The organism is Streptomyces sp. P3, assembly GCF_003032475.1.
Taxonomy (GTDB): domain Bacteria; phylum Actinomycetota; class Actinomycetes; order Streptomycetales; family Streptomycetaceae; genus Streptomyces.
Genome location: NZ_CP028369.1, coordinates 6,928,981 through 6,947,377, shown reverse-complemented (window position 1 = coordinate 6,947,377; position 18,397 = coordinate 6,928,981). Strand labels below are relative to the sequence as shown.

Sequence of the window (18,397 nt, the reverse complement as noted above, 5' to 3'; positions counted from 1 at the left end):
AGCCGAGGGCAGCCGACGCAGCCGTCACCCCTGACAGCCGTCACCCCTGACAGGGGTCCGGCCCGGCACGAGGCGTGGCGCAGGCACCGCGAAGGCGCACGCCGTCCCGGACTGCGGACTGCGGACCGCGGACTGCGGACTGAGATCAGAACTCGCCCGAGCCGCCCAGTCCGGTGAGCGCGCCCACCGGGTCCGGGTCGGGGGTGCCGCGCGGCCACCAGTCGTCATGGCCGGGTTCGGACTCGTACGCATACCACAACCCGTCCCGCCCGAAGCGGAGTTGGACATGGCCGCGCGGGTGGGTGAGATGGTTGCGACGGGGGCGGAAGGCGGGCAGGTCGGCGGCCAGGAGGAGGGGACGCGCCCGGTCGAAGCGGCCGGCCGGCGGGTCCCAGGACTCCTCCAGGACGGCGAGTCCGTCCGGTCCGCCCTGTCGCCAGGCGGCCACCGCGCGCGCCAGTTCGGACGGGGTGCGGCCGGCGGCGGAGGACAGCGAGGCGTAGAGGGCCCGGGTGGCGACGGTGAGCCCGGAGCCGGGGCGGGACGCTGCGAGCCGCACGGCGTCCTGCCAGAGGGTCAGCGCGCCGATCTCGTCGTACCCGGTGGTCAGCAGGGCGTGGGCACGGGCGGCCGCGTCCGTCGCGAGGTGGTCCAGGGCGAAGGAGTCCGGGCCGTTCGGGGCGGACGGGTACACCGGAGGCTGCTCGGGGTGCGCGGGCGCGGGCAGCGGGTCCGGGAGGGGCGGCAGCCGGCGCTCCGCGAGGGCTTCCGCGGCCCGCACACCCGGCAGGAGACGGGGTTGCCGCTCCAGGGCGGCGCGGGCCGCCCGGGCGGCGTTGCGCCGGGACAGCGCGTCCAGCAGTTCGCGCTCGCCCCGGCCGCGCAGCAGGAGCAGCACGAACGGGTCGGCGTCGAGCAGCCGCGCGGTCTGGTAGCAGAGGGCGGCCGCGTGCTTGCAGGGGTGACCGCGGTCGGGGCAGCTGCAGTGCGGTTCCAGGTCGCCGGGGCCGGGCAGCAGCGGCACCCCGCACCCGGCGAGCGACTCCGGCATCTCCTTGTCGAGCAGCGCGGCGATGTGCCCCGGGTGCTCGACGGCGGCTGCCAGGAAACGCTCCCAGTCCTCCTCGCCGAGGGTGCGCAGCCGCACCTGGACGCGGTACGGGCGGGGGCGGCTGCCCTGCACATAGGCCAGGACGTGGCCCGGCGTGACCGTGATCGCGTCCACGTTTCCCTGCTCGGCGTAACCGCGCCCGCGGAGCACGCGCTTGGGGTCGAGGGCGCCCTCCTCGAGCGCGGCGACCCAGGCGTTCCCCCACCAGGTCCCGGCGAAGTCGCCGCCGGTGTGCGGGGGGAAGGCCGGGAAGGTGCGGCGGTGATCGCCGTCCCGGGAGGGGGCCGCCATGGAACGGGGGGTGTGGGGTTGGACGTCGTCGAGCGCCACGGAGAGCGCGTGGAACGCATGACCGTCGCGACCGTCGGGGACATGGGGGTCTTCGGGGGCGTAGGAGCCGTCGGGGCCGTCGGGGCCGTTCTCCGCGTCGTCCCGGCGGGTCGTTCGCACGGGTTCCGGTGCGGGTGCGGATGCGGATGCGGGTTTGCAGCCGGGCTCGGACTCGCACTCGCACTCGAGCCGGGGTACGGATGGGGGCTCGGGTACGGACTCGGGCTCGGGTACGGACTCGGGCCCGGCAGAGTCGTCCGTCGGCATACGGAAGGAGTCGGCGAGCAACTCCCTGACCGCGCGGGCGCGTTCCTCGGCGAGCCGATCGCGCGGGTGGTCCGCGCCTCGGACACCGGCGGTGCGCCCGGCGGGCGGGGCGAAGGGACGTGCGGGGTTCGGGCCGGGACGGTGACGCCGTCGGCGGGCGGCCGTCTCATGGCCCTCGTGGGCCGACTGTTCATCTGTGCCGGCGGATGTGTCGGCGGATGTCCGGGCCTCGGTTCCGGACGGATCGCGGCGTGCCTGGGCCCGGGCCGCGCGCAGGGCCTCACGGGCGACGTCCCCCGGACGTGGGCCGGTCGTCACGGACGGCGCGGTCGTGGCGTCCGGCGCGGATTCGGCCCGTGCGGGCGTGGTGTTCCGGACGGTCGTGAGGCGGGAGGAGGGTCCTGGCTGCTCGTCCGACGCAGAGGACGGTCGGGGCCGCTCGTCGGACGCGGCGGCGTCGGCCCCCGCCGCGTCCACGGCGGCCGGCGCTGCGGGTGCGGGCGGCGCGGCGGTCGCCGCGGGCCGGCGATCCGCCGGGGTGACGGCCTCCCTGTCGGTGGAGGCAGTCGCCCCTGCGGCGGTGCCGGCGGCGTCGCCACCCGGTCCCGGACCGGCCTCCGCAGAACGGGTCCCGGACGCGGAGTCCGGGACGGACGCAGGGTGCGGGACGGACGCAGGGGCGGAGTCTGCCCCGGGGTGGGCGCCGGTCGCAGGCACCGAGCCCGGCACCGGAGCCACGGGACCGGTACCGGCCGCGGAACCCGGGGGCTGCACAGGGTCGGGGCCGGCCGCTGCGCCGATGCCGGACGCGGGACCCGAGCCGGTCCCGACTCCGGGGCCGACCACGGGAACGGGTTCGGCCCCGGAGTCGGGACCGGGGTGGGCGTCGGCCGCAGGCACCGAGCCGGCCACCGGAGCCACCGGACCGTCGTCACCCACGGAACCGGTGCAGCCCGCGGGACCAGGGTCGGCGACGGGGCCGGGGACGCCCACGGAACCGGTGTCGGGGACGGGGCCGGCGTCACCCGCGGGACCCGGACCGGCAGTGACGGGAGAGGGCTGCGCGGCGGCGCGGCGCAGGGCCGCGCGGGCGGCGTCGGCCGGCCGAGGGGCGGCGAGGGCCGCAGGACGGTCGGGGCGGTCGGGGCGGTCCGTCCGCCGTTCGGTGCGCTCCTCCGGCGTGTGCTGCTGTACCGTCTGCTCCTGCCGGCGCCGCTCCCGGGCAGCCCGCAGCGCTCGGCGCGCCTCGTCGGCCGGCCCGGCACCCTCGCGCGGTTCGCTCATCACGCCTCCCTCCGCAGCCTGACCAGGTCGGTGAGTTCACGGTCCGTGAGTTCGGTCAGGGCCGACTCGCCGGAGCCGAGGATCGCGTCCGCCAGGGCACGCTTGACCTGGAGCATCTCGGCGATGCGGTCTTCGACCGTGCCCTCGGTGACGAGGCGGTGCACCTGCACCGGCTGGGTCTGGCCGATGCGGTAGGCGCGGTCGGTGGCCTGTTCCTCCACCGCCGCGTTCCACCACCGGTCGAAGTGCACGACGTGCCCCGCGCGTGTCAGGTTGAGACCCGTGCCGGCGGCCTTCAAGGACAGCACGAGGACCGGGGTCGCGCCGCTCTGGAAGCGGTCCACCATCCGTTCCCGTTCCGGCACCGGAGTCCCGCCGTGCAGCAGGTCGACGGGGACGGCGCGGGCGGTGAGATGGGCGGTGATCAGACGGGCCATGCCGACGTACTGGGTGAAGACGAGGGCCGAGCCGTCCTCCGCGAGGAGGGTGTCCAACAGCTCGTCCAGCAGGGCGAGTTTGCCTGAGCGGGCGGCCAGGGCGTCACCCACGGCGGGGCCGGCCTCCTTGAGGTAGAGGGCGGGGTGGTCGCAGATCTGCTTCAGCGCGCCGAGGAGCTTCAGGACCAGGCCGCGCCGGGCGATGCCGTCCGCCGTCTCGATGGCCAGCAGGGACTCACGGACCACCGCCTCGTAGAGGGCGGCCTGCTCACGGGTGAGCAGGACCGGGTGGTCGGTCTCCGTCTTGGGCGGCAGCTCGGGCACGATGCCGGGATCGGACTTCTTGCGGCGCAGCAGGAACGGGCGGACCAGCCGGGCGAGGCGCTCCACCGCCTGGTCGTCCTCGCCGTTCTCCACCGCGCGTGCGTGCCGGGCGCGGAAGGACTTCAGGGGGCCGAGGAGCCCGGGTGTCGTCCAGTCGAGCAGCGCCCAGAGCTCGGACAGGTTGTTCTCGACGGGGGTGCCGGTCAGCGCCACGCGCGCGGGCGTCGGGATGGTGCGCAGTGCCTTCGCCGTCGCCGAGTAGGGGTTCTTCACGTGCTGCGCCTCGTCCGCGACGACCATGCCCCAGGGCTGTGCGGCCAGTGTCGGGGCCGCCGTGCGCATGGTGCCGTACGTGGTGAGGACGAAGCCGCCGGACAGTTCGGCCAGGCTGCGGTCGGGGCCGTGGAAGCGGCGGACGGGCACCCCGGGTGCGAAGCGGTTGATCTCGCGCTGCCAGTTGCCCAGCAGGGAGGCCGGGCAGACCACCAGCGTGGGCTCGGTGCGGGCCCGCTTCAGATGCAGGGCGATGACGGTGATCGTCTTGCCGAGGCCCATGTCGTCGGCGAGACAGCCGCCGAGGCCGAGGGAGGTCATGAGGTCCAGCCAGGCCAGGCCGCGCAGCTGGTAGTCGCGCAGGACGGCGTGCAGACCGGCGGGCGGCTCGGCGGGCCTTACCCCGGCGGTGAGCCGGTCGCGCAGGGCGGCCAGGGCGCCGACCGGCACCGCCTCGACGGTCTCGCCGTCGACCTCGGCCACGCCGGAGAGGGCGACGGACAGGGCGTCGACCGGGTCCAGCAGGCCCAGTTCGCGTTTGCGGGCCTTGCGCACCAGCGCCGGATCGACCAGCACCCACTGGTCGCGCAGCCGCACCACCGGGCGGTGGGCCTCCGCCAGCGCGTCCATCTCGGCCTCGCTGAGCGGGTCGCCGCCGAGCGCCAGCTGCCAGCGGAACTGCAGTAGTTCCTCGCCCTCGAAGAAGCTCCCGCCGTCGGTCGCGGAGCCGGGCGCGGGACGGACCACGGCGGCGGCGCTGAGGTCCTGTGCGAGGTCCCGAGGCCAGTGCACGGCAACCCCGGCAGCGGCGAGCCGGGTGGCGGCCACGCCGAGCAGATCGCCCAGTTCGTCCTCGGAGAGGGCCAGGACGTCCGGCGCGTCCTGTTCGGCGAGCCGGGCGAGCGGCGGCCACACGCGGGCCGCGCGCCGCACGGCGAGGGCCGCGTCCACGCGCGCGCGTGCCCCGAAGGCCGCGTCGGCCTCGCCCGCCCACAGCGCCGCCGCGTCCGCCACCAGGGTCGGGTCGGCGAGGCTGTGCACCTGGACGATCGCCGCGCCCGCGCTGCGCACCCGCGCTGCGCCGTGGCCGTCGTCGCCGGACGCGTCGAACATGTCGTACGCCGACAGGTCGAGGCGGAGCGAGATCCGCACCCCGGCGTCCATGCCGGCGGCGACTTCCGCGGCCCAGTCGTGGGCGCCGGACAGCCGCTGCGGGCGGCGGTCGGCGAAGGGCTTCCCGCAGGCGTGCGGCGCGGCCGGGGTGCGGGGCATGGTGTCCGCCACCGCGTCGAGGAACGCGCGCATCAGGGGCTCGGGCCGGGGCAGCAGGAGCGGCCCGGAGCCGGGGAGCGGCACGGCGTGGCCCTCGGGCGGGAGCGCGGCGGCGACCGCGCGCAGATGCGCGATGTCCTGCGGGTCCAGCGGGCCCGCGCGCCAGGCGTCGTGCCCGGCCGGCGTCAGGCCGGGCAGGAGGCGGCCGCGGGCGGCGAGCCGCAGCGCGTGCAGCGCGGCCGCGCCCCAGCAGGCGGTCGCCGGGTGGGCGGCGGGGTCGCTGCGGGCGCGCACGAGCAGCGGGAGCGCCGTGTCGAGCGGCAGGGACAGGGCCGGGGTCCGCCTGCGGCGGATCGTGGCACCCTGGCGCCGGACGACGGTGAGCTCCGTGTGTTCCGCCGCCGCGGCGGGCAGCGCGTCGCCGGCCGGGTCCCAGAAGGCGACGCGGCCCTCGCGCGGGAGGGGTGCGGGCAGGAAGACGGCGGCGAGCCGCACGGGGAGGGAGAGGGAACCGGGCTCGGCGGTCGCCGTCCCGTCGGCCGTGACGCTCATGCCGGGTGTCCACCTCCCGCCCGTCTGTCGGATCAGTCGTCTTCGACTCTACGGGCGGGGTCTGACAATCGGCCCCGGACGGCCGGCCGGGGCCCGGGTCGGGTCCGGCCGGGGCCCGGGCGGGGCCCCGGGAACCGGGTCAGGGGACCGTGCGGGAGACGACGTACACGAACGGGAAGACCGCGTTTCCGGTGTTCACGACGATGTCCAGCGTGGGCTGCGGGTTCTTCCGCTCGAGGACGATGCCGAAGTCGTCCCCCGGACGCGAGCCGGGGCCGCTGAACTTCCAGCCGGTGATCTCCTGGTCGCGGTCGCTGATGGCGATGTCACCCTTCTTCAGGTCGTCACGGCCCACGCCGATCTCCGCGAGGAACTGGTCGAGGCCGGCGTGCGTGGTCTGGAACTGCACATAGAGCCGGCTGGTCTTCCAGTTGTTGGTCTCGTAGTAGGCGACCTTGTTGGCCGGGTGCGGGACCGGCACCTGGTACAGACGGCGCTGCACCTTCGAGGGCCAGCCCTCGGTGAGCCCGGTCGCCGAGTACTTCGCCTCCTTGTCCTTGCCGCTGCTGCGGCTCTGGTTGGCGGAGATCACCAGGTAGCCGGCCGGGACGCCGATGAGCAGCACGATGATCAGCAGGGTGAGCGCCCTGCGGCGGATCATGTGCCGGCGGTCCTCCGGCGGGTGGGGCGGCTCGCCAAAGGACGCGGCCTGGCGGGGCAGCGGTGCGCTCATACGGCGTCCGAGGTCGTGCGGGGCGGTTGCGGTACCGGGGTCATGCGATGTCCTGGGCGGAGGGCGGCACGGCCGTCAGGCCGTGGCTGGGGCGGAGGGCGGCTCGCGCGTCGGGCCGTGTCCCGGGCGGGGACGGTACAGACGTCACGCCGTGTCCTGGTTGCGGCGGGCCGCCTCCGTGAACCGTTCGAAGCGCTCGTAGCGCTCCACGCGGCGGCGCTTGGCGCGCCGGAAGCGGCGCGCCACCAGACGGGCCAGGTCCGCGGCGCCGACCATGCCCGCCTCGGGGCCGAGCTGGGCGCGCACTATCCGGGCCTCGGGACGGTAGCCACGACCGGTGAGCTGGCGCTTGAACGCGTCGCGCGCGGGGCTGATCAGCAGGTCGTCGGCGGCCGAGACGCCACCGCCGATCACGAAGCAGGAGGGGTCGAGGGCGGCGGCGAGGTTGGCGATGCCGACGCCCAGCCACTGGCCGATGTCCTGGAGCAGCTCGATGCACATGGCGTCGCCCTCGCGGGCCAGCTCGGTGATCATGGGGCCGCTGATGTCCCCGATCTGCCCCTTGACGTGCTCGATGATCCCGTAGGCCACCGGCGAGTCGGCGGCGGCCAGCTCCTTGGCCTCCCTGACCAGGGCGTTGCCCGAGCTGTACTGCTCCCAGCAGCCGCGGTTGCCGCACGGGCAGCGATGGCCGCCGGGCACCACCTGCATATGGCCGAACTCGCCGGCGACGCCGTACTTGCCGCGCTTGACCTGGCCGTCCTCGAGGATCGCGCCGCCGATTCCGGTACCGAGGGTGATCATGACGAGGTGGTCCTCGCCTCGGCCCGCGCCGAAGCGCCACTCCGCCCAGGCGGCGGTGTTGGCGTCGTTGTCGACGAGGACGGGCACCGCGAGACGGCCGGAGAGGCGGTCCCTGAGGGGTTCGTTGCGCCAGGACAGATGAGGCGCGAACAGCACACGGTTGCGGTCGGCGTCGACCCAGCCCGCCGCGCCGACGCCCACGGCGTGCACGTCGTGGCGGTCGGACAGGTCGAGGACCAGTTCGACGATGGTGTCCTCGACGACCTTCGGGCTCTTCGACTTGTCCGGCGTCTCGGTGCGGACCTTCTCCAGGATGTTGCCGTCGGCGTCGACGACGCCCGCCATCACCTTGGTGCCGCCGATGTCGATGCCCACGGTGGGCACCCGTGGCGCGGTCAGGAGCGAGCGGCGCTCCCTGGTGCCCACCGTGCGGAGTGCGGGGGCGCGACGGGAGCCGATGGGGGCGCTGAAGTTGCCGTAGGTGCTCATCGTCGCCGATTCTGCCTCACCCCCACCTCGGGTGCCGAGCCGGGCGACGACGCCGCGCGGCCTTCGCCGCCGGCTGACGCCCGGCGACTGCGGCGGCGCGGGGACGGACGGCTGTGCGACGTCCCAGCTCGTGGCGGGGGTCTCCCCGGCGGTCCTCGTCGCTTCCCCGCCGCCGGCGTGCACGGGTGACGGGGGTCACAGCGTCGTGGACGTCACGCTCCTGACCGCGGTGACCCGCGCCGCGGCCTCACGGCGCCGCGCCCGCCGTCGCGCCCGGGGCGCACAGAAGCGCTCAGGGGCGCACGAGCAGCTGGAACTCGAAGGAGTAGCGGGTCGGGCGGTAGATGTGGTCGCCGAACTCCACCGCGCGGCCGGTGTCGTCGAAGGTGGTGCGCTGCATGGTCAGCAGCGGGGCGCCCGGCTCCTCGGCGAGCCGCTCCGCCTCGTCCACGGTGGCGGCGCGGGCGCCGATGGACTGGCGGGCGCTGTGCAGGGTGATCCCGGCGGCCCGCATCAGGCGGTACAGGCCGGTGGCCTGCAGCTGTGCGGTGTCGAGGTCGAGCAGGCCGGAGGGCAGGTGGTTGCACAGGTACGCCATCGGCTCGCCGTGCGCCAGCCGCAGCCGTTCCACCCGGTGGACGTCACTGCCCTCGGCCACCCCGAGCGCGGCCGCCACCTCGGCGGACGCCGGCAGCACGGTGTTGACCAGGACCGTCGTCGCCGGACGCTGCCCGGCCGCCTCCAGGTCGTCGTAGAGGCTGCTGAGCTCCAGCGGGCGTTTGACCTGGCTGTGCACGACCTGTGTGCCGACGCCCCGGCGGCGCACCAGGAGCCCCTTGTCCACGAGCGACTGGATCGCCTGGCGGACGGTGGGCCGGGACAGGCCGAGCCGTGCGGCGAGCTCGATCTCGTTGCCCAGCAGGCTGCCGGGGGTGAGCGAGCCGTGCTCGATCGCGGCCTCCAGCTGCTGGGCGAGCTGGAAGTACAAGGGCACCGGCGAACTGCGGTCCACACGTAGTTCCAGCTGCACGGTCGGGTCCACTCCTGGTTTCGGCACGGCCCGAGCGTAGCTCCGCGACCGGTTGACGGGAAGTTGTGTAGTCCGATTGTCCGGACATGCGCATTGACAGGGTGCTGCCTGCGACGTCACTTTGGTTCCATGCGCATCGGGGTCATCGGGACGGGCCGCATCGGCACCATTCATGCGAACACACTCAGCCGTCACCGCGAGGTCGGATCCCTCATCCTGACGGACGCCGACCCCGCGCGGGCTCAGGAGCTCGCGCTGCGGCTGGGCGAGACGGCCGCTCCCGGGGTGGACGAGATCTTCCGCTGGGGCGTGGACGCCGTGGTCATCACGACGGTCACGTCGGCCCACGCCGAACTGATCGGTCGGGCAGCGCGCTCCGGACTGCCGGTCTTCTGCGAGAAGCCGATCGCCCTGGACCTGGCGGGGACCTTACAGGCGATAGCCGAGGTCGAGAACGCCGGAACGATCCTTCAGATGGGTTTCCAGCGCCGCTTCGACGCGGGGTACACGGGGGCCCGGGAGGCGGTGCGCTCGGGGCGGCTCGGACGGCTGCACACGGTGCGGGCGCTGACCTCCGACGAGTCGGCGCCACCGGCCGCCTGGCTGCCGGTGTCCGGCGGGATCTACCGGGACGCGCTCATCCACGACTTCGACTGCCTGCGCTGGGTGACCGGGCGCGAGGTGGCGGACGTGTACGCGGCAGGGTCCGACGCCGGTCCCGCGATGTTCCGCGAGGCGGGGGACGTGGACACGGCGGCCGCGGTCCTCACCCTCGACGACGGCACCCTCGCCACCGCGACGGCGACCCGGCTGAACGGGGCGGGTTACGACGTCCGCATGGAGCTGGCCGGGGAGCTGGACCAGATCGTCGTGGGCCTGGACGACCGCACGCCGATCGCGTCCACCGAGCCCACCGGTCCACCGGCCGCGGACAAGCCGTGGACGGGATTCCTGGAACGCTTCGAACCCGCCTACACGGCGGAGCTGAACGCCTTCGTCGACGTCGTCCGCGGGGACCGCGCCAACCCCTGCGACGGCCGCGAGGCGCTGCAGGCCCTGCGTATCGCCGAGGCCTGCGAGGTGTCCCGCCGAGAACGCCGGGCGGTACGGCTCGCGGAGATCCCGGCGTCCCTCGGGACGGCGTGAGCCGGGACGGCGCCCTCAGGACTGTGTGAGCGGACATGGCGGGCCGGCGCGGCGAACGGCCGCGGGTCCTGCCGCCGCCCGGACCCGTTCCCCCGGACCCGCCGCCCGCGGTCTTCGCCCGGGACGGTCCCGGGGCGTGCTTGCGGGCGTTGGTCAGCCCCTCCTGGACGATGCGGTAGGCGGTGCGGCCGAGGGTCTGCTCGGATTCTTCGCCCTGGTGCTGGGCGTCCTCGGGCTGCCGCACGAGGACGCCCAGCGGCATGTGGGCCTCGTGCGGCGGATCGGCCTCCTGGACGGCCACGAGGTGTACGCGAGCGTCGCGCTGCTCGTGCCGGCGTTCGCGCTGTTCGCCGCCGGGGAGAGCCGGGGATCCGACTGACCGGGCGTCCCGGCGGCGGCCCGCCGGCTCCGTGGGTTCCCGCGAGGACGGCCCGGTCAGCCGCCCAGCTCCTGATGGCGGGCCGTGAGGCGGCGCGCGCCCTCCTCCGTCAGCGAGCCGAACAGGCGCAGGCGGGAGATGCCGCCGTCCGGATAGATGTCCACGCGCGCGTGCGTGCCGACCGCGGGTTCCGGCAGGACGAACCGGTGGTCGGTGTCGGGCTGCAGGCGGGTGCGCGGCAGGATCTCCGTCCACGCGCCGTCGTCGCCGTCCTTGACCGACACCGAGGCCCAGCCGGCGCTGTTGCCCTTCAGGTACGCCGTGTCGATCTCCAGCGCGCGGATCCGCGCCTGGGCGGCCAGCCGGTAGCGGATCCAGTCGTGGCCCCGGTCGCGGCGGCGGCGGGTCTCCCAGCCGTCGTCCATCTTGCGGGAGCGGCCCGGCTGGATGGTGTGGACCGCGGGCGAGTAGAAGCGGTCGGATGCGTCCTCGACCCGGCCGCCGTTCTCCAGGGCGACCACGTCGAAGGCACCGAGCACGGCCAGCCACCCGGGGTCGGGGACGACCTCGCCGTGCACCCGCAGGCGGGCGATGCCGCCGTCGGGATGCTGGTTGACCCGCAGGTGAGTGAAGCGCTGCTCGGTCGCCACGGGGAAACCGTTCGCCGCGTGGCCGCCGACCGGCGTGCGCGGGACCAGCGTCGTCCACTTCACGTCGTCCCCGAGGAGTTCCTCGGGCGACGGCGTGCCCGCCACCGACGCGCCCTCGACCGACACCGCCTGCGGGTGGTTGCCGCGGAAGTGGGCCGTGTCGACGACGATGCCCCGGATCACGCCGGGCGCGCCGAGACGGACGAGCGCCCAGTCGTGGTCGTCGGCGGCCGGCCACGGGTGGTCGGCGTCGGCGCCGCGGCGTCGGCGGGTCTCCCAGCCGTCCATGATCTTGCCCTTGTGCCCGAAGCGCTCCGGGTCGAACTCGGCGGGTCCGGGCAGCAGAAGGTTCTCGCGCTCGGCGAAGAACTCGTCGTTGGCGGCGACGACCGCACCGCCGAGCCGCCGGTCGGCGAGGTCGACGTACCGGGTGAAGGGGAGGTCGGCGGTGCGGTAGTCCGCGTACGGGTCGCCGCCTCCGTAGGGGTTCGCGTCGCCGGTGAATCTCGTCGTCGCCGTCACGGTGATCAGATCTGCCTTTCGGGAGTCGGCCGGTGCGGGGTGCGGGTGCGGGTGCGGGGAGCGCGGTGCGGGTGCGCGGGTGCGGGCGCCCTGCGGCGTCGGCGTCAGGGGCTGCGGGTGAGCAGTCGGCCCTTCGGCTCGGTGAACTCGCCGCCGGCGACGATGCGTTCGCCCCGCAGCCAGGTGGACTTCACGACGCCGTGGAGGGTCCGGCCGGAGTACGCCGTGACGCGGTTGCGGTGCTGGAGCGCCGCCGGGTCGACGGTGAAGGTCTCGTCGGGGGCGAGGACGGCGAAGTCGGCGTCGCGGCCCGCCTCGATCGCGCCCTTGCGGTCGAGGCCCACGAGGGCGGCGGTGCGCGTGGACATCCACCGCACGACGTCCTCGAGACCGTGGCCCCGTCGGCGGGCCTCGGTCCAGACCGCCGGGAGGCTGAGCTGGAGGCCGGAGATGCCGCCCCACGCGGTGGCGAAGTCGTCGGTCTTCAGGTCGGCCGTGGACGGCGAGTGGTCGGTGACCACGCAGTCGATCGTTCCGTCGGCGAGGGCCTGCCACAGCAGGTCCTGGTTGGCGGCTTCGCGGATGGGCGGGCAGCACTTGAACTCGCTGGCCCCGTCCGGCACTTCCTCGGCGGTCAGGGTCAGGTAGTGCGGGCAGGTCTCGGCGGTGATCCGGACGCCGTCGGCCTTGGCGGCGGCGATCAGCGGGAGCGCGTCGCTGGAGGAGAGGTGCAGGACGTGCACGCGCGCGTCGAGCCGCCGGGCCTGGTCGACGAGGTGCGCGACGGCGGTGTCCTCGGCGCCGCGCGGGCGGCTGGCGAGGAAGTCGGCGTACCGGGGACCGCCCCGCTGCGGGGCCGCGTCCAGGTGGTGCGGGTCCTCGGCGTGCACGATCAGCAGGCCGCCGAAGCCGGCGATCTCGGCCAGGGAGCGGGCCAGGGCGTCCCTGTCGAGGTGCGGGAACTCGTCCACGCCCGACGGGGAGAGGAACGCCTTGAAGCCGAGGACCCCGTTGTCGTGCAGGGGCCGCAGGTCCTCGACGTTGTCGGGCAGGGAGCCGCCCCAGAAGCCGACGTCGATGTGCGCCTTGTCCGCGGCGACCTCCCGCTTGACGCGGAGGTGTTCGACCGTCGTGGTCGGCGGCAGGGAGTTCAGGGGCATGTCGACGAGGGTGGTGATGCCGCCGGCGGCCGCCGCGCGGGTGGCGGTCCAAAAGCCCTCCCAGTGGGTGCGGCCGGGATCGTTGACATGCACGTGCGTGTCGACCAGGCCGGGCAGCAGGACGTCGTCGCCGAAGTCCTCCAGGCGGGCACCCCCGGGAACGGGGGCGTCGTACGGCAGGACGGCCGCGATCGCGCCGCCCGCCACCGCGACCGCTGCGGGGCGCATCCCCTCGGGGGTGATGACGCGCCTCGAGCGCAGCACCAGTTCGGCCTCGGACACCCGGACCCCTCTCTTCCGTGCACTCCGGTCAACTGTCAGAAACGTTCGGAAACTTCCGCGTAACGGAATTCAACGTTCTGTTGAAGGAGTCTTCACTCCCACCCCCGAGCCGTCAAGGGCGCACTCCCCCACAGTGCGCCCGCCACCGCCGCCCTGGACGTTTCCGCAAAGCGGAATGATAATTCCGTGCAGCAGAACGTAGCTATGCACAGACCGGGAGTCAACCGACCGACGGGTAGGCTTCAGCCCCGCCCGCCCGTAGCGAAAGGACGCGCCGTGCCGACGTCGAGCGCCAGCACCACCGACTCCGCCAGGTCCGCCGGCGGAGGGGTCCAGTCCCTCGAGCGCGCCTTCGATCTGCTCGAGCGGATGGCCGACGCGGGCGGCGAGGTCGGCCTGAGCGAGCTGTCCGCGAGCAGCGGGCTTCCGCTGCCCACCATCCACCGTCTGATGCGCACCCTGGTGGCCTGCGGCTACGTCCGCCAGCAGTCCAACCGCCGCTATGCGCTGGGCCCTCGGCTGATCCGGCTGGGCGAGTCGGCATCCCGGCTGCTGGGCACCTGGGCCCGCCCCCACCTGGCCCGCCTGGTCGAGGAGACCGGCGAGACGGCGAACATGGCGCTGCTCGACGGCGACGAGATCGTGTACGTGGCGCAGGTGCCGTCCAAGCACTCGATGCGGATGTTCACCGAGGTCGGGCGCCGGGTCCTGCCGCACTCCACGGGCGTCGGCAAGGCCCTGCTGGCCGGCTTCCCCGACGACGAGGTGCGCGCCCTGCTCGCCCGCACGGGCATGCCCGCCGCCACGGACAAGACGATCACCACGCCGGAGGGCTTCCTCGCGGCGCTGGCGGACGTACGGCAGGCCGGGTTCGCCGTCGACGACAACGAACAGGAGATCGGCGTCCGCTGCCTGGCGGTGTCGGTGCCCGACTCCCCCACCGCCGCGGCCGTCTCCATCTCCGGCCCGGCGGGCCGCGTCACGGAGGAGGCCACGGCGAAGATCGTGCCGGTGCTCCAGCAGGTGGCGGCGCAGCTGTCACAGGCGCTGACCAGCTCGGGCAACGGAATCGGCTGAGCCACGCCCCGGGTCGGCGGTCAGCGGTTCAGCGGCGCGGGCCCTGCCCGAAGAGCTCCACGGCGCCGCGCACGTCGGACAGGCTGCGGGCCAGGGCGCTCACCGAGCCGATGGCGCCGGCGATCAGCAGCAGGGAGCGGCGTAACCGGGGGACCTCCGGGGTGCCGTGGGCCGCCATCGCGGCGAGCGCGGCGAGTTCGTCCTCGGCGATGACCCGGTCCGGGAAGTCCGCCGGATGCGCGGCGAGTTCGCGGCGGAGCCGGGACACCGTGGTCCGCAGTTCCGCCACCCTCGGATCCTCGTCGCTGCCGGTCACTGCCCTCTGCCCCAAGCTCCGCAACACAGCTCTCCCCCCTCGCACCCCGCCGAGCACGAGTACGCGCCTTCCCGCCCCGCCTCCCCATGGCGCCGGTCGCACGCCGGGGGACGCGCGGGTCAGTAAACGCCACCCCGTGCCGGGTGCGCCACAGCGCGGACCGAAATTCAGCCTCCGGAGACCCCGTGTCCGACGCCGCGTCAGGTATGCAGGACGCATGACGCACACACGGGACGAGAGCGCGAGGAGCGCGGAGAGCCAGGTCGTGGGCCTGATCCTCGCGGCGGGCGGGGGACGAAGGCTCGGGGGGCGGCCCAAGGCACTGCTCGAACACCGGGGACGCCCGCTGGTGGAGCACGCGGTGCGCACGCTGCGCACGGCGGGCTGCACCCGCGTGCACGTGGTGCTCGGGGCCGCCGCCGACGCCGTACGGGAGCGGGCCCGGCTCGACGGGTGCGTGCTGGTGGAGAACCCCGACTGGGCGCAGGGGATGGGCACGTCCCTGCGCGCCGGGCTCGCCTCGCTGCCCCGCCCGGCCCCGCCGGCCGGCCCGCCGGCGGTCGGCGCGCGGACGGGGGAAGGCGGGGCGCGGACGGGGGAAGGCGGGGCGGGGAGCGGGGAAGGAGACGCGCGGGCCGAGGAGGGCGGCGCGCGGGCGGTGCTCGTCCTCCTCGTCGACCAGCCCGGCATCGGTCCGCAGGCGGTGGCGCGGGTGCTCGCGGCGTACGGGGGCGAGTCCTCGCTCGTGTCGGCCGCCTATGACGGCGAGCGCGGCCATCCGGTCCTGTTCGGCGCCCGCCACTGGGCGGGCGTCGCCGCGACCGCCACCGGCGACCGGGGGGCGCGCGCCTATCTCGGCGAGCACCGGGAGGCGCTGACGCTCGTCGAGTGCGGTGACGTGGCCCGGCCGTTCGACATCGACACCCCGGAGGATCTCGCGCACCTCGAATGATCCCCCGGGCGCCGAGCGCCACCTTGCCTCGCCCCGGAGATTCTCGACATCAACAAACCATTGAACTTCCACGATGAGGAAACTAGTATCCACTAAACAGAAGGGCTTGGCTCGTCCGGAGTCCCGCTCGCCGTACCCGGTTCGACTGGCACCCGGTGCCACCGCTGAAGGAAGTGACCGCTCATGTCCGCACCAGCGCCGTCCCCGCTGGCCATCGTCGACGCCGAGCTCCTGCCGCGGCAGGAGGAGGTCCTCACCGAGCCGGCGCTCGCCTTCGTGGCCGAACTGCACCGGCGGTTCACACCTCGCCGCGACGAACTCCTCGCCCGCCGCGCGGAGCGCCGCGCCGAGATCGCCCGCACCTGCAGGCTCGACTTCCTCCCGGAGACCGCCGCGATCCGCGCGGACGACTCCTGGCGGGTGGCGCCCTCCCCCGCGGCCCTGGACGACCGCCGGGTCGAGATCACCGGCCCGACCGACCGCAAGATGACGATCAACGCCCTCAACTCCGGGGCCCGGGTCTGGCTCGCCGACTTCGAGGACGCCTCCGCGCCGACCTGGGAGAACGTCGTCCTCGGTCAGGTCAACCTGGCCGACGCCTACACCCGCGCCATCGACTTCACCGACCCGGCGTCCGGCAAGTCGTACGCCCTGAAGGAGAACAGCGAGCTCGCCACCGTCGTGATGCGGCCGCGCGGCTGGCACCTCGACGAGCGTCACCTCGTCGACGCCGACCACCGCGCCGTGCCCGGCGCCCTCGTCGACTTCGGCCTCTACTTCTTCCACAACGCCCGGCGCCTCCTCGACCTCGGCAAGGGCCCGTACTTCTACCTCCCGAAGACGGAGTCGCACCTGGAGGCCCGCCTCTGGAACGACGTGTTCGTCTTCGCGCAGGACCACGTCGGCATCCCGCAGGGCACCGTGCGCGCCACCGTGCTCATCGAGACGATCACGGCCGCCTACGAGATGGAGGAGATCCTCTACGAACTGCGCGACCACGCCTCGGGGCTGAACGCGGGCCGCTGGGACTACCTGTTCTCCATCGTCAAGAACTTCCGTGACGGCGGGCCCAGGTTCGTCCTGCCGGACCGCAACGCCGTGACGATGACCGCCCCGTTCATGCGCGCCTACACCGAGCTGCTCGTGCGCACCTGCCACCGGCGCGGCGCGCACGCCATCGGCGGCATGGCCGCGTTCATCCCCTCCCGTCGCGACGCCGAGGTCAACAAGGTCGCCTTCGAGAAGGTCAAGGCGGACAAGGACCGCGAGGCGGACGACGGGTTCGACGGCTCGTGGGTGGCCCACCCGGACCTGGTGCCGATCGCCATGGCGTCCTTCGACAGGGTCCTCGGCGACCGGCCGAACCAGAAGGACCGGCTGCGCGAGGACGTCCACGTCGAGGCCGCCGACCTGATCGCCGTCGACTCCCTCGACGCCCGGCCCACCTACCCGGGGCTGGTCAACGCCGTGCAGGTGGGCATCCGTTACATCGAGGCGTGGCTGCGCGGCATGGGCGCGGTGGCCATCTTCAACCTCATGGAGGACGCCGCGACCGCCGAGATCTCCCGCTCGCAGATCTGGCAGTGGATCAACGCCGGGGTGGAGTTCGAGAACGGCGAGAAGGCCACCCCCGAGCTGGCCCGCAAGGTCGCCGCCGAGGAACTGGCCGCGATCCGCGACGAGATCGGCGAGGAGGCCTTCGCGGCCGGCCACTGGCAGCAGGCGCACGACCTGCTGCTGACGGTCGCCCTCGACGAGGACTACGCGGACTTCCTCACCCTGCCGGCCTACGAGCAGCTCAGGGGCTGACCTCCGGACGGTCCGAGTGGCCCAGGGTCCGCCCCGGGGCCACTCGGTCGCGCACCAGCCGCTTCACCGCGGTGGGCTCCGGAAAGCCCTGCGCACGGCGGTCCCAGACGACCTCGCCGTCGACCCGGACGACGAACACGCCGCCCGTGCCGGGCTTCAGCGACAGGTGCGCGAGCTCCGCCTCGAAGGTCGTCAGCAACTCCTGCGCCAGCCAGGCCGCGCGGGGCAGCCAGCGGCACCGGGTGCAGTACTCGATCTCCACGGCGTGTCTCATCCGAGGTGCACCGACCAATCCTGTTCCGCCGCCGGCTCGCCGTGCAGGTCGGGGACCTGTTTGAGCCAACTCGGGCGGCCCTGCCGGGTCTTCTCCGCGCGACGGGCCTCCTCGGCCGCGCGTTCCTCCCGGCTGGGGAAGCCGGTGGGCAGCCAGGCCGCGGAGGCCGCCGCGCGCGCGTGGAGGTAGCGCACGTACGCCTCCCGGACGGCGTCCGGCGTCGCGAAGCCCTCCTCGCCGGCCAGCCAGGCGTCCGGGACTTCCGCCACGATCGCGCGCAGCAGCTCCTCGGTGACCCGGGGGGCGAGCTCGGCGTCGGCCGCGCGGGTGTCGGGGGCGTAGTGGCCGAGGGCGTGGTGGCGGAAGTCGTAGGCCCGGTCCGGTGCCGACGCGTCCCAGCGGTGGTGGAAGACGAGGGCGGCCCCGTGGTCGATCAGCCACAGCCGCGGCGGCACGGTCCCGAACGTGGGCCACACCATCAGGTTGGAACTGTGGACCGTACGGTCGACGTTGACGGTGAGGGCGTCGAGCCAGACGATCCGGCCGGCCTCCAGCGGGTCCACGGCGAAGGACTCGGCGACCTGCGGGGTGAAGTCCTGCGCTCCCGGCAGCATGTCCATGCCGAGGTTGACGCCGTGGCTGGCGTCGAGGAGGTCGCGCACCTCCTGGTGCGGTTCGTGCGCCGCGAGCGCCGGGTCGAAGTGCACCAGGACCAGCTCGGGGAAGCGCAGTCCGAGCGCGCGCGCCAGCTCGCCGACGATCACCTCGGCGACCAGCGCCTTGCGGCCCTGCGCGGAACCGGTGAACTTCACGACGTAGGTGCCGAGGTCGTCGGCCTCGACGACACCGGGCACGGAGCCGCCCGACCTCAGCGGGTTGACGTATCGGACGGCGGTCACTTGGCGCAGCACACCGGTCAGCGTA

Annotated in this window: 15 protein-coding genes; 5 read left to right on the top strand and 10 right to left on the bottom strand. The window is 74.2% G+C overall.

From position 1 onward, the window contains the following. Positions 1-145: 145 nt before the first annotated feature. The 5 genes from C6376_RS30435 to C6376_RS30415 form a co-directional block, all read right to left on the bottom strand. On the bottom strand, positions 146-2,992 hold the full coding sequence (locus C6376_RS30435) for an SWIM zinc finger family protein (RefSeq protein WP_367881060.1): 2,847 nt from the start codon (positions 2,990-2,992) through the stop codon (positions 146-148). Further along, positions 2,992-5,850, bottom strand: a complete 2,859-nt coding sequence (locus tag C6376_RS30430; RefSeq protein WP_107446349.1) for a DEAD/DEAH box helicase — start codon at positions 5,848-5,850, stop codon at positions 2,992-2,994. The genes C6376_RS30435 and C6376_RS30430 overlap by 1 nt, the downstream gene beginning before the upstream one ends. A gap of 139 nt (positions 5,851-5,989) precedes the next feature. After that, positions 5,990-6,583: a sugar kinase gene (locus tag C6376_RS30425; RefSeq protein ID WP_107446348.1), complete on the bottom strand. Its 594-nt coding sequence runs from the start codon at positions 6,581-6,583 to the stop codon at positions 5,990-5,992. Between the two features lie 144 nt (positions 6,584-6,727). Further along, positions 6,728-7,876, bottom strand: coding sequence for an ROK family glucokinase (locus C6376_RS30420; protein ID WP_107446347.1), 1,149 nt, complete (start codon positions 7,874-7,876; stop codon positions 6,728-6,730). A 292-nt stretch (positions 7,877-8,168) separates the two neighbouring features. Beyond that, positions 8,169-8,906 carry a GntR family transcriptional regulator gene (locus C6376_RS30415; RefSeq protein ID WP_173985930.1) on the bottom strand — a complete coding sequence of 246 codons (738 nt, stop codon included), beginning with the start codon at positions 8,904-8,906 and terminating at the stop codon, positions 8,169-8,171. A 129-nt stretch (positions 8,907-9,035) separates the two neighbouring features. On the opposite strand from C6376_RS30415, the gene C6376_RS30410 reads away from it, so the two are divergent. Both C6376_RS30410 and C6376_RS30405 read left to right on the top strand, forming a co-directional pair. Beyond that, a complete protein-coding gene (locus C6376_RS30410; protein ID WP_107446345.1) occupies positions 9,036-10,052 on the top strand; it encodes a Gfo/Idh/MocA family oxidoreductase in 1,017 nt (338 codons plus the stop codon). A 163-nt stretch (positions 10,053-10,215) separates the two neighbouring features. Further along, positions 10,216-10,431, top strand: coding sequence for a hypothetical protein (locus C6376_RS30405; RefSeq protein ID WP_107449280.1), 216 nt, complete (start codon positions 10,216-10,218; stop codon positions 10,429-10,431). A 56-nt stretch (positions 10,432-10,487) separates the two neighbouring features. Here C6376_RS30405 and alc read toward each other — a convergent pair whose 3' ends face one another. Next, a complete protein-coding gene (gene alc, locus C6376_RS30400) occupies positions 10,488-11,603 on the bottom strand; it encodes an allantoicase (RefSeq protein ID WP_107446344.1) in 1,116 nt (371 codons plus the stop codon). Positions 11,604-11,707: 104 nt separating this feature from the next. After that, a complete protein-coding gene (allB, locus tag C6376_RS30395; protein WP_107446343.1) occupies positions 11,708-13,045 on the bottom strand; it encodes an allantoinase AllB in 1,338 nt (445 codons plus the stop codon). A gap of 276 nt (positions 13,046-13,321) precedes the next feature. Between allB and C6376_RS30390 the strand changes: the two genes are divergently transcribed. Further along, the gene (locus tag C6376_RS30390) at positions 13,322-14,122 is read left to right on the top strand and encodes an IclR family transcriptional regulator (RefSeq protein WP_107446342.1); all 801 of its coding nucleotides are present in this window, start codon (positions 13,322-13,324) and stop codon (positions 14,120-14,122) included. 28 nt (positions 14,123-14,150) lie between these two features. On the opposite strand, the gene C6376_RS30385 is transcribed toward C6376_RS30390, so the two are convergent. Continuing rightward, on the bottom strand, positions 14,151-14,465 hold the full coding sequence (locus C6376_RS30385) for a DUF5955 family protein (protein ID WP_107446341.1): 315 nt from the start codon (positions 14,463-14,465) through the stop codon (positions 14,151-14,153). Positions 14,466-14,655: 190 nt separating this feature from the next. Here C6376_RS30385 and C6376_RS30380 point away from each other — a divergent pair, with 190 nt between their 5' ends. After that, positions 14,656-15,390, top strand: a complete 735-nt coding sequence (locus C6376_RS30380; protein WP_107446340.1) for an NTP transferase domain-containing protein — start codon at positions 14,656-14,658, stop codon at positions 15,388-15,390. A gap of 183 nt (positions 15,391-15,573) precedes the next feature. Beyond that, entirely contained in the window at positions 15,574-17,199 is a 1,626-nt protein-coding gene (aceB, locus tag C6376_RS30375; RefSeq protein WP_107446339.1) for a malate synthase A, read from the top strand. Here aceB and C6376_RS30370 read toward each other — a convergent pair. Beyond that, on the bottom strand, positions 17,189-17,473 hold the full coding sequence (locus tag C6376_RS30370; RefSeq protein WP_107446338.1) for a SelT/SelW/SelH family protein: 285 nt from the start codon (positions 17,471-17,473) through the stop codon (positions 17,189-17,191). The genes aceB and C6376_RS30370 overlap by 11 nt on opposite strands. Further along, positions 17,470-18,384 (bottom strand): HipA family kinase, encoded by a 915-nt coding sequence (locus C6376_RS30365; RefSeq protein WP_107446337.1) that lies wholly within the window; start codon positions 18,382-18,384, stop codon positions 17,470-17,472. The genes C6376_RS30370 and C6376_RS30365 overlap by 4 nt, the downstream gene beginning before the upstream one ends. Positions 18,385-18,397 lie beyond the last annotated feature (13 nt).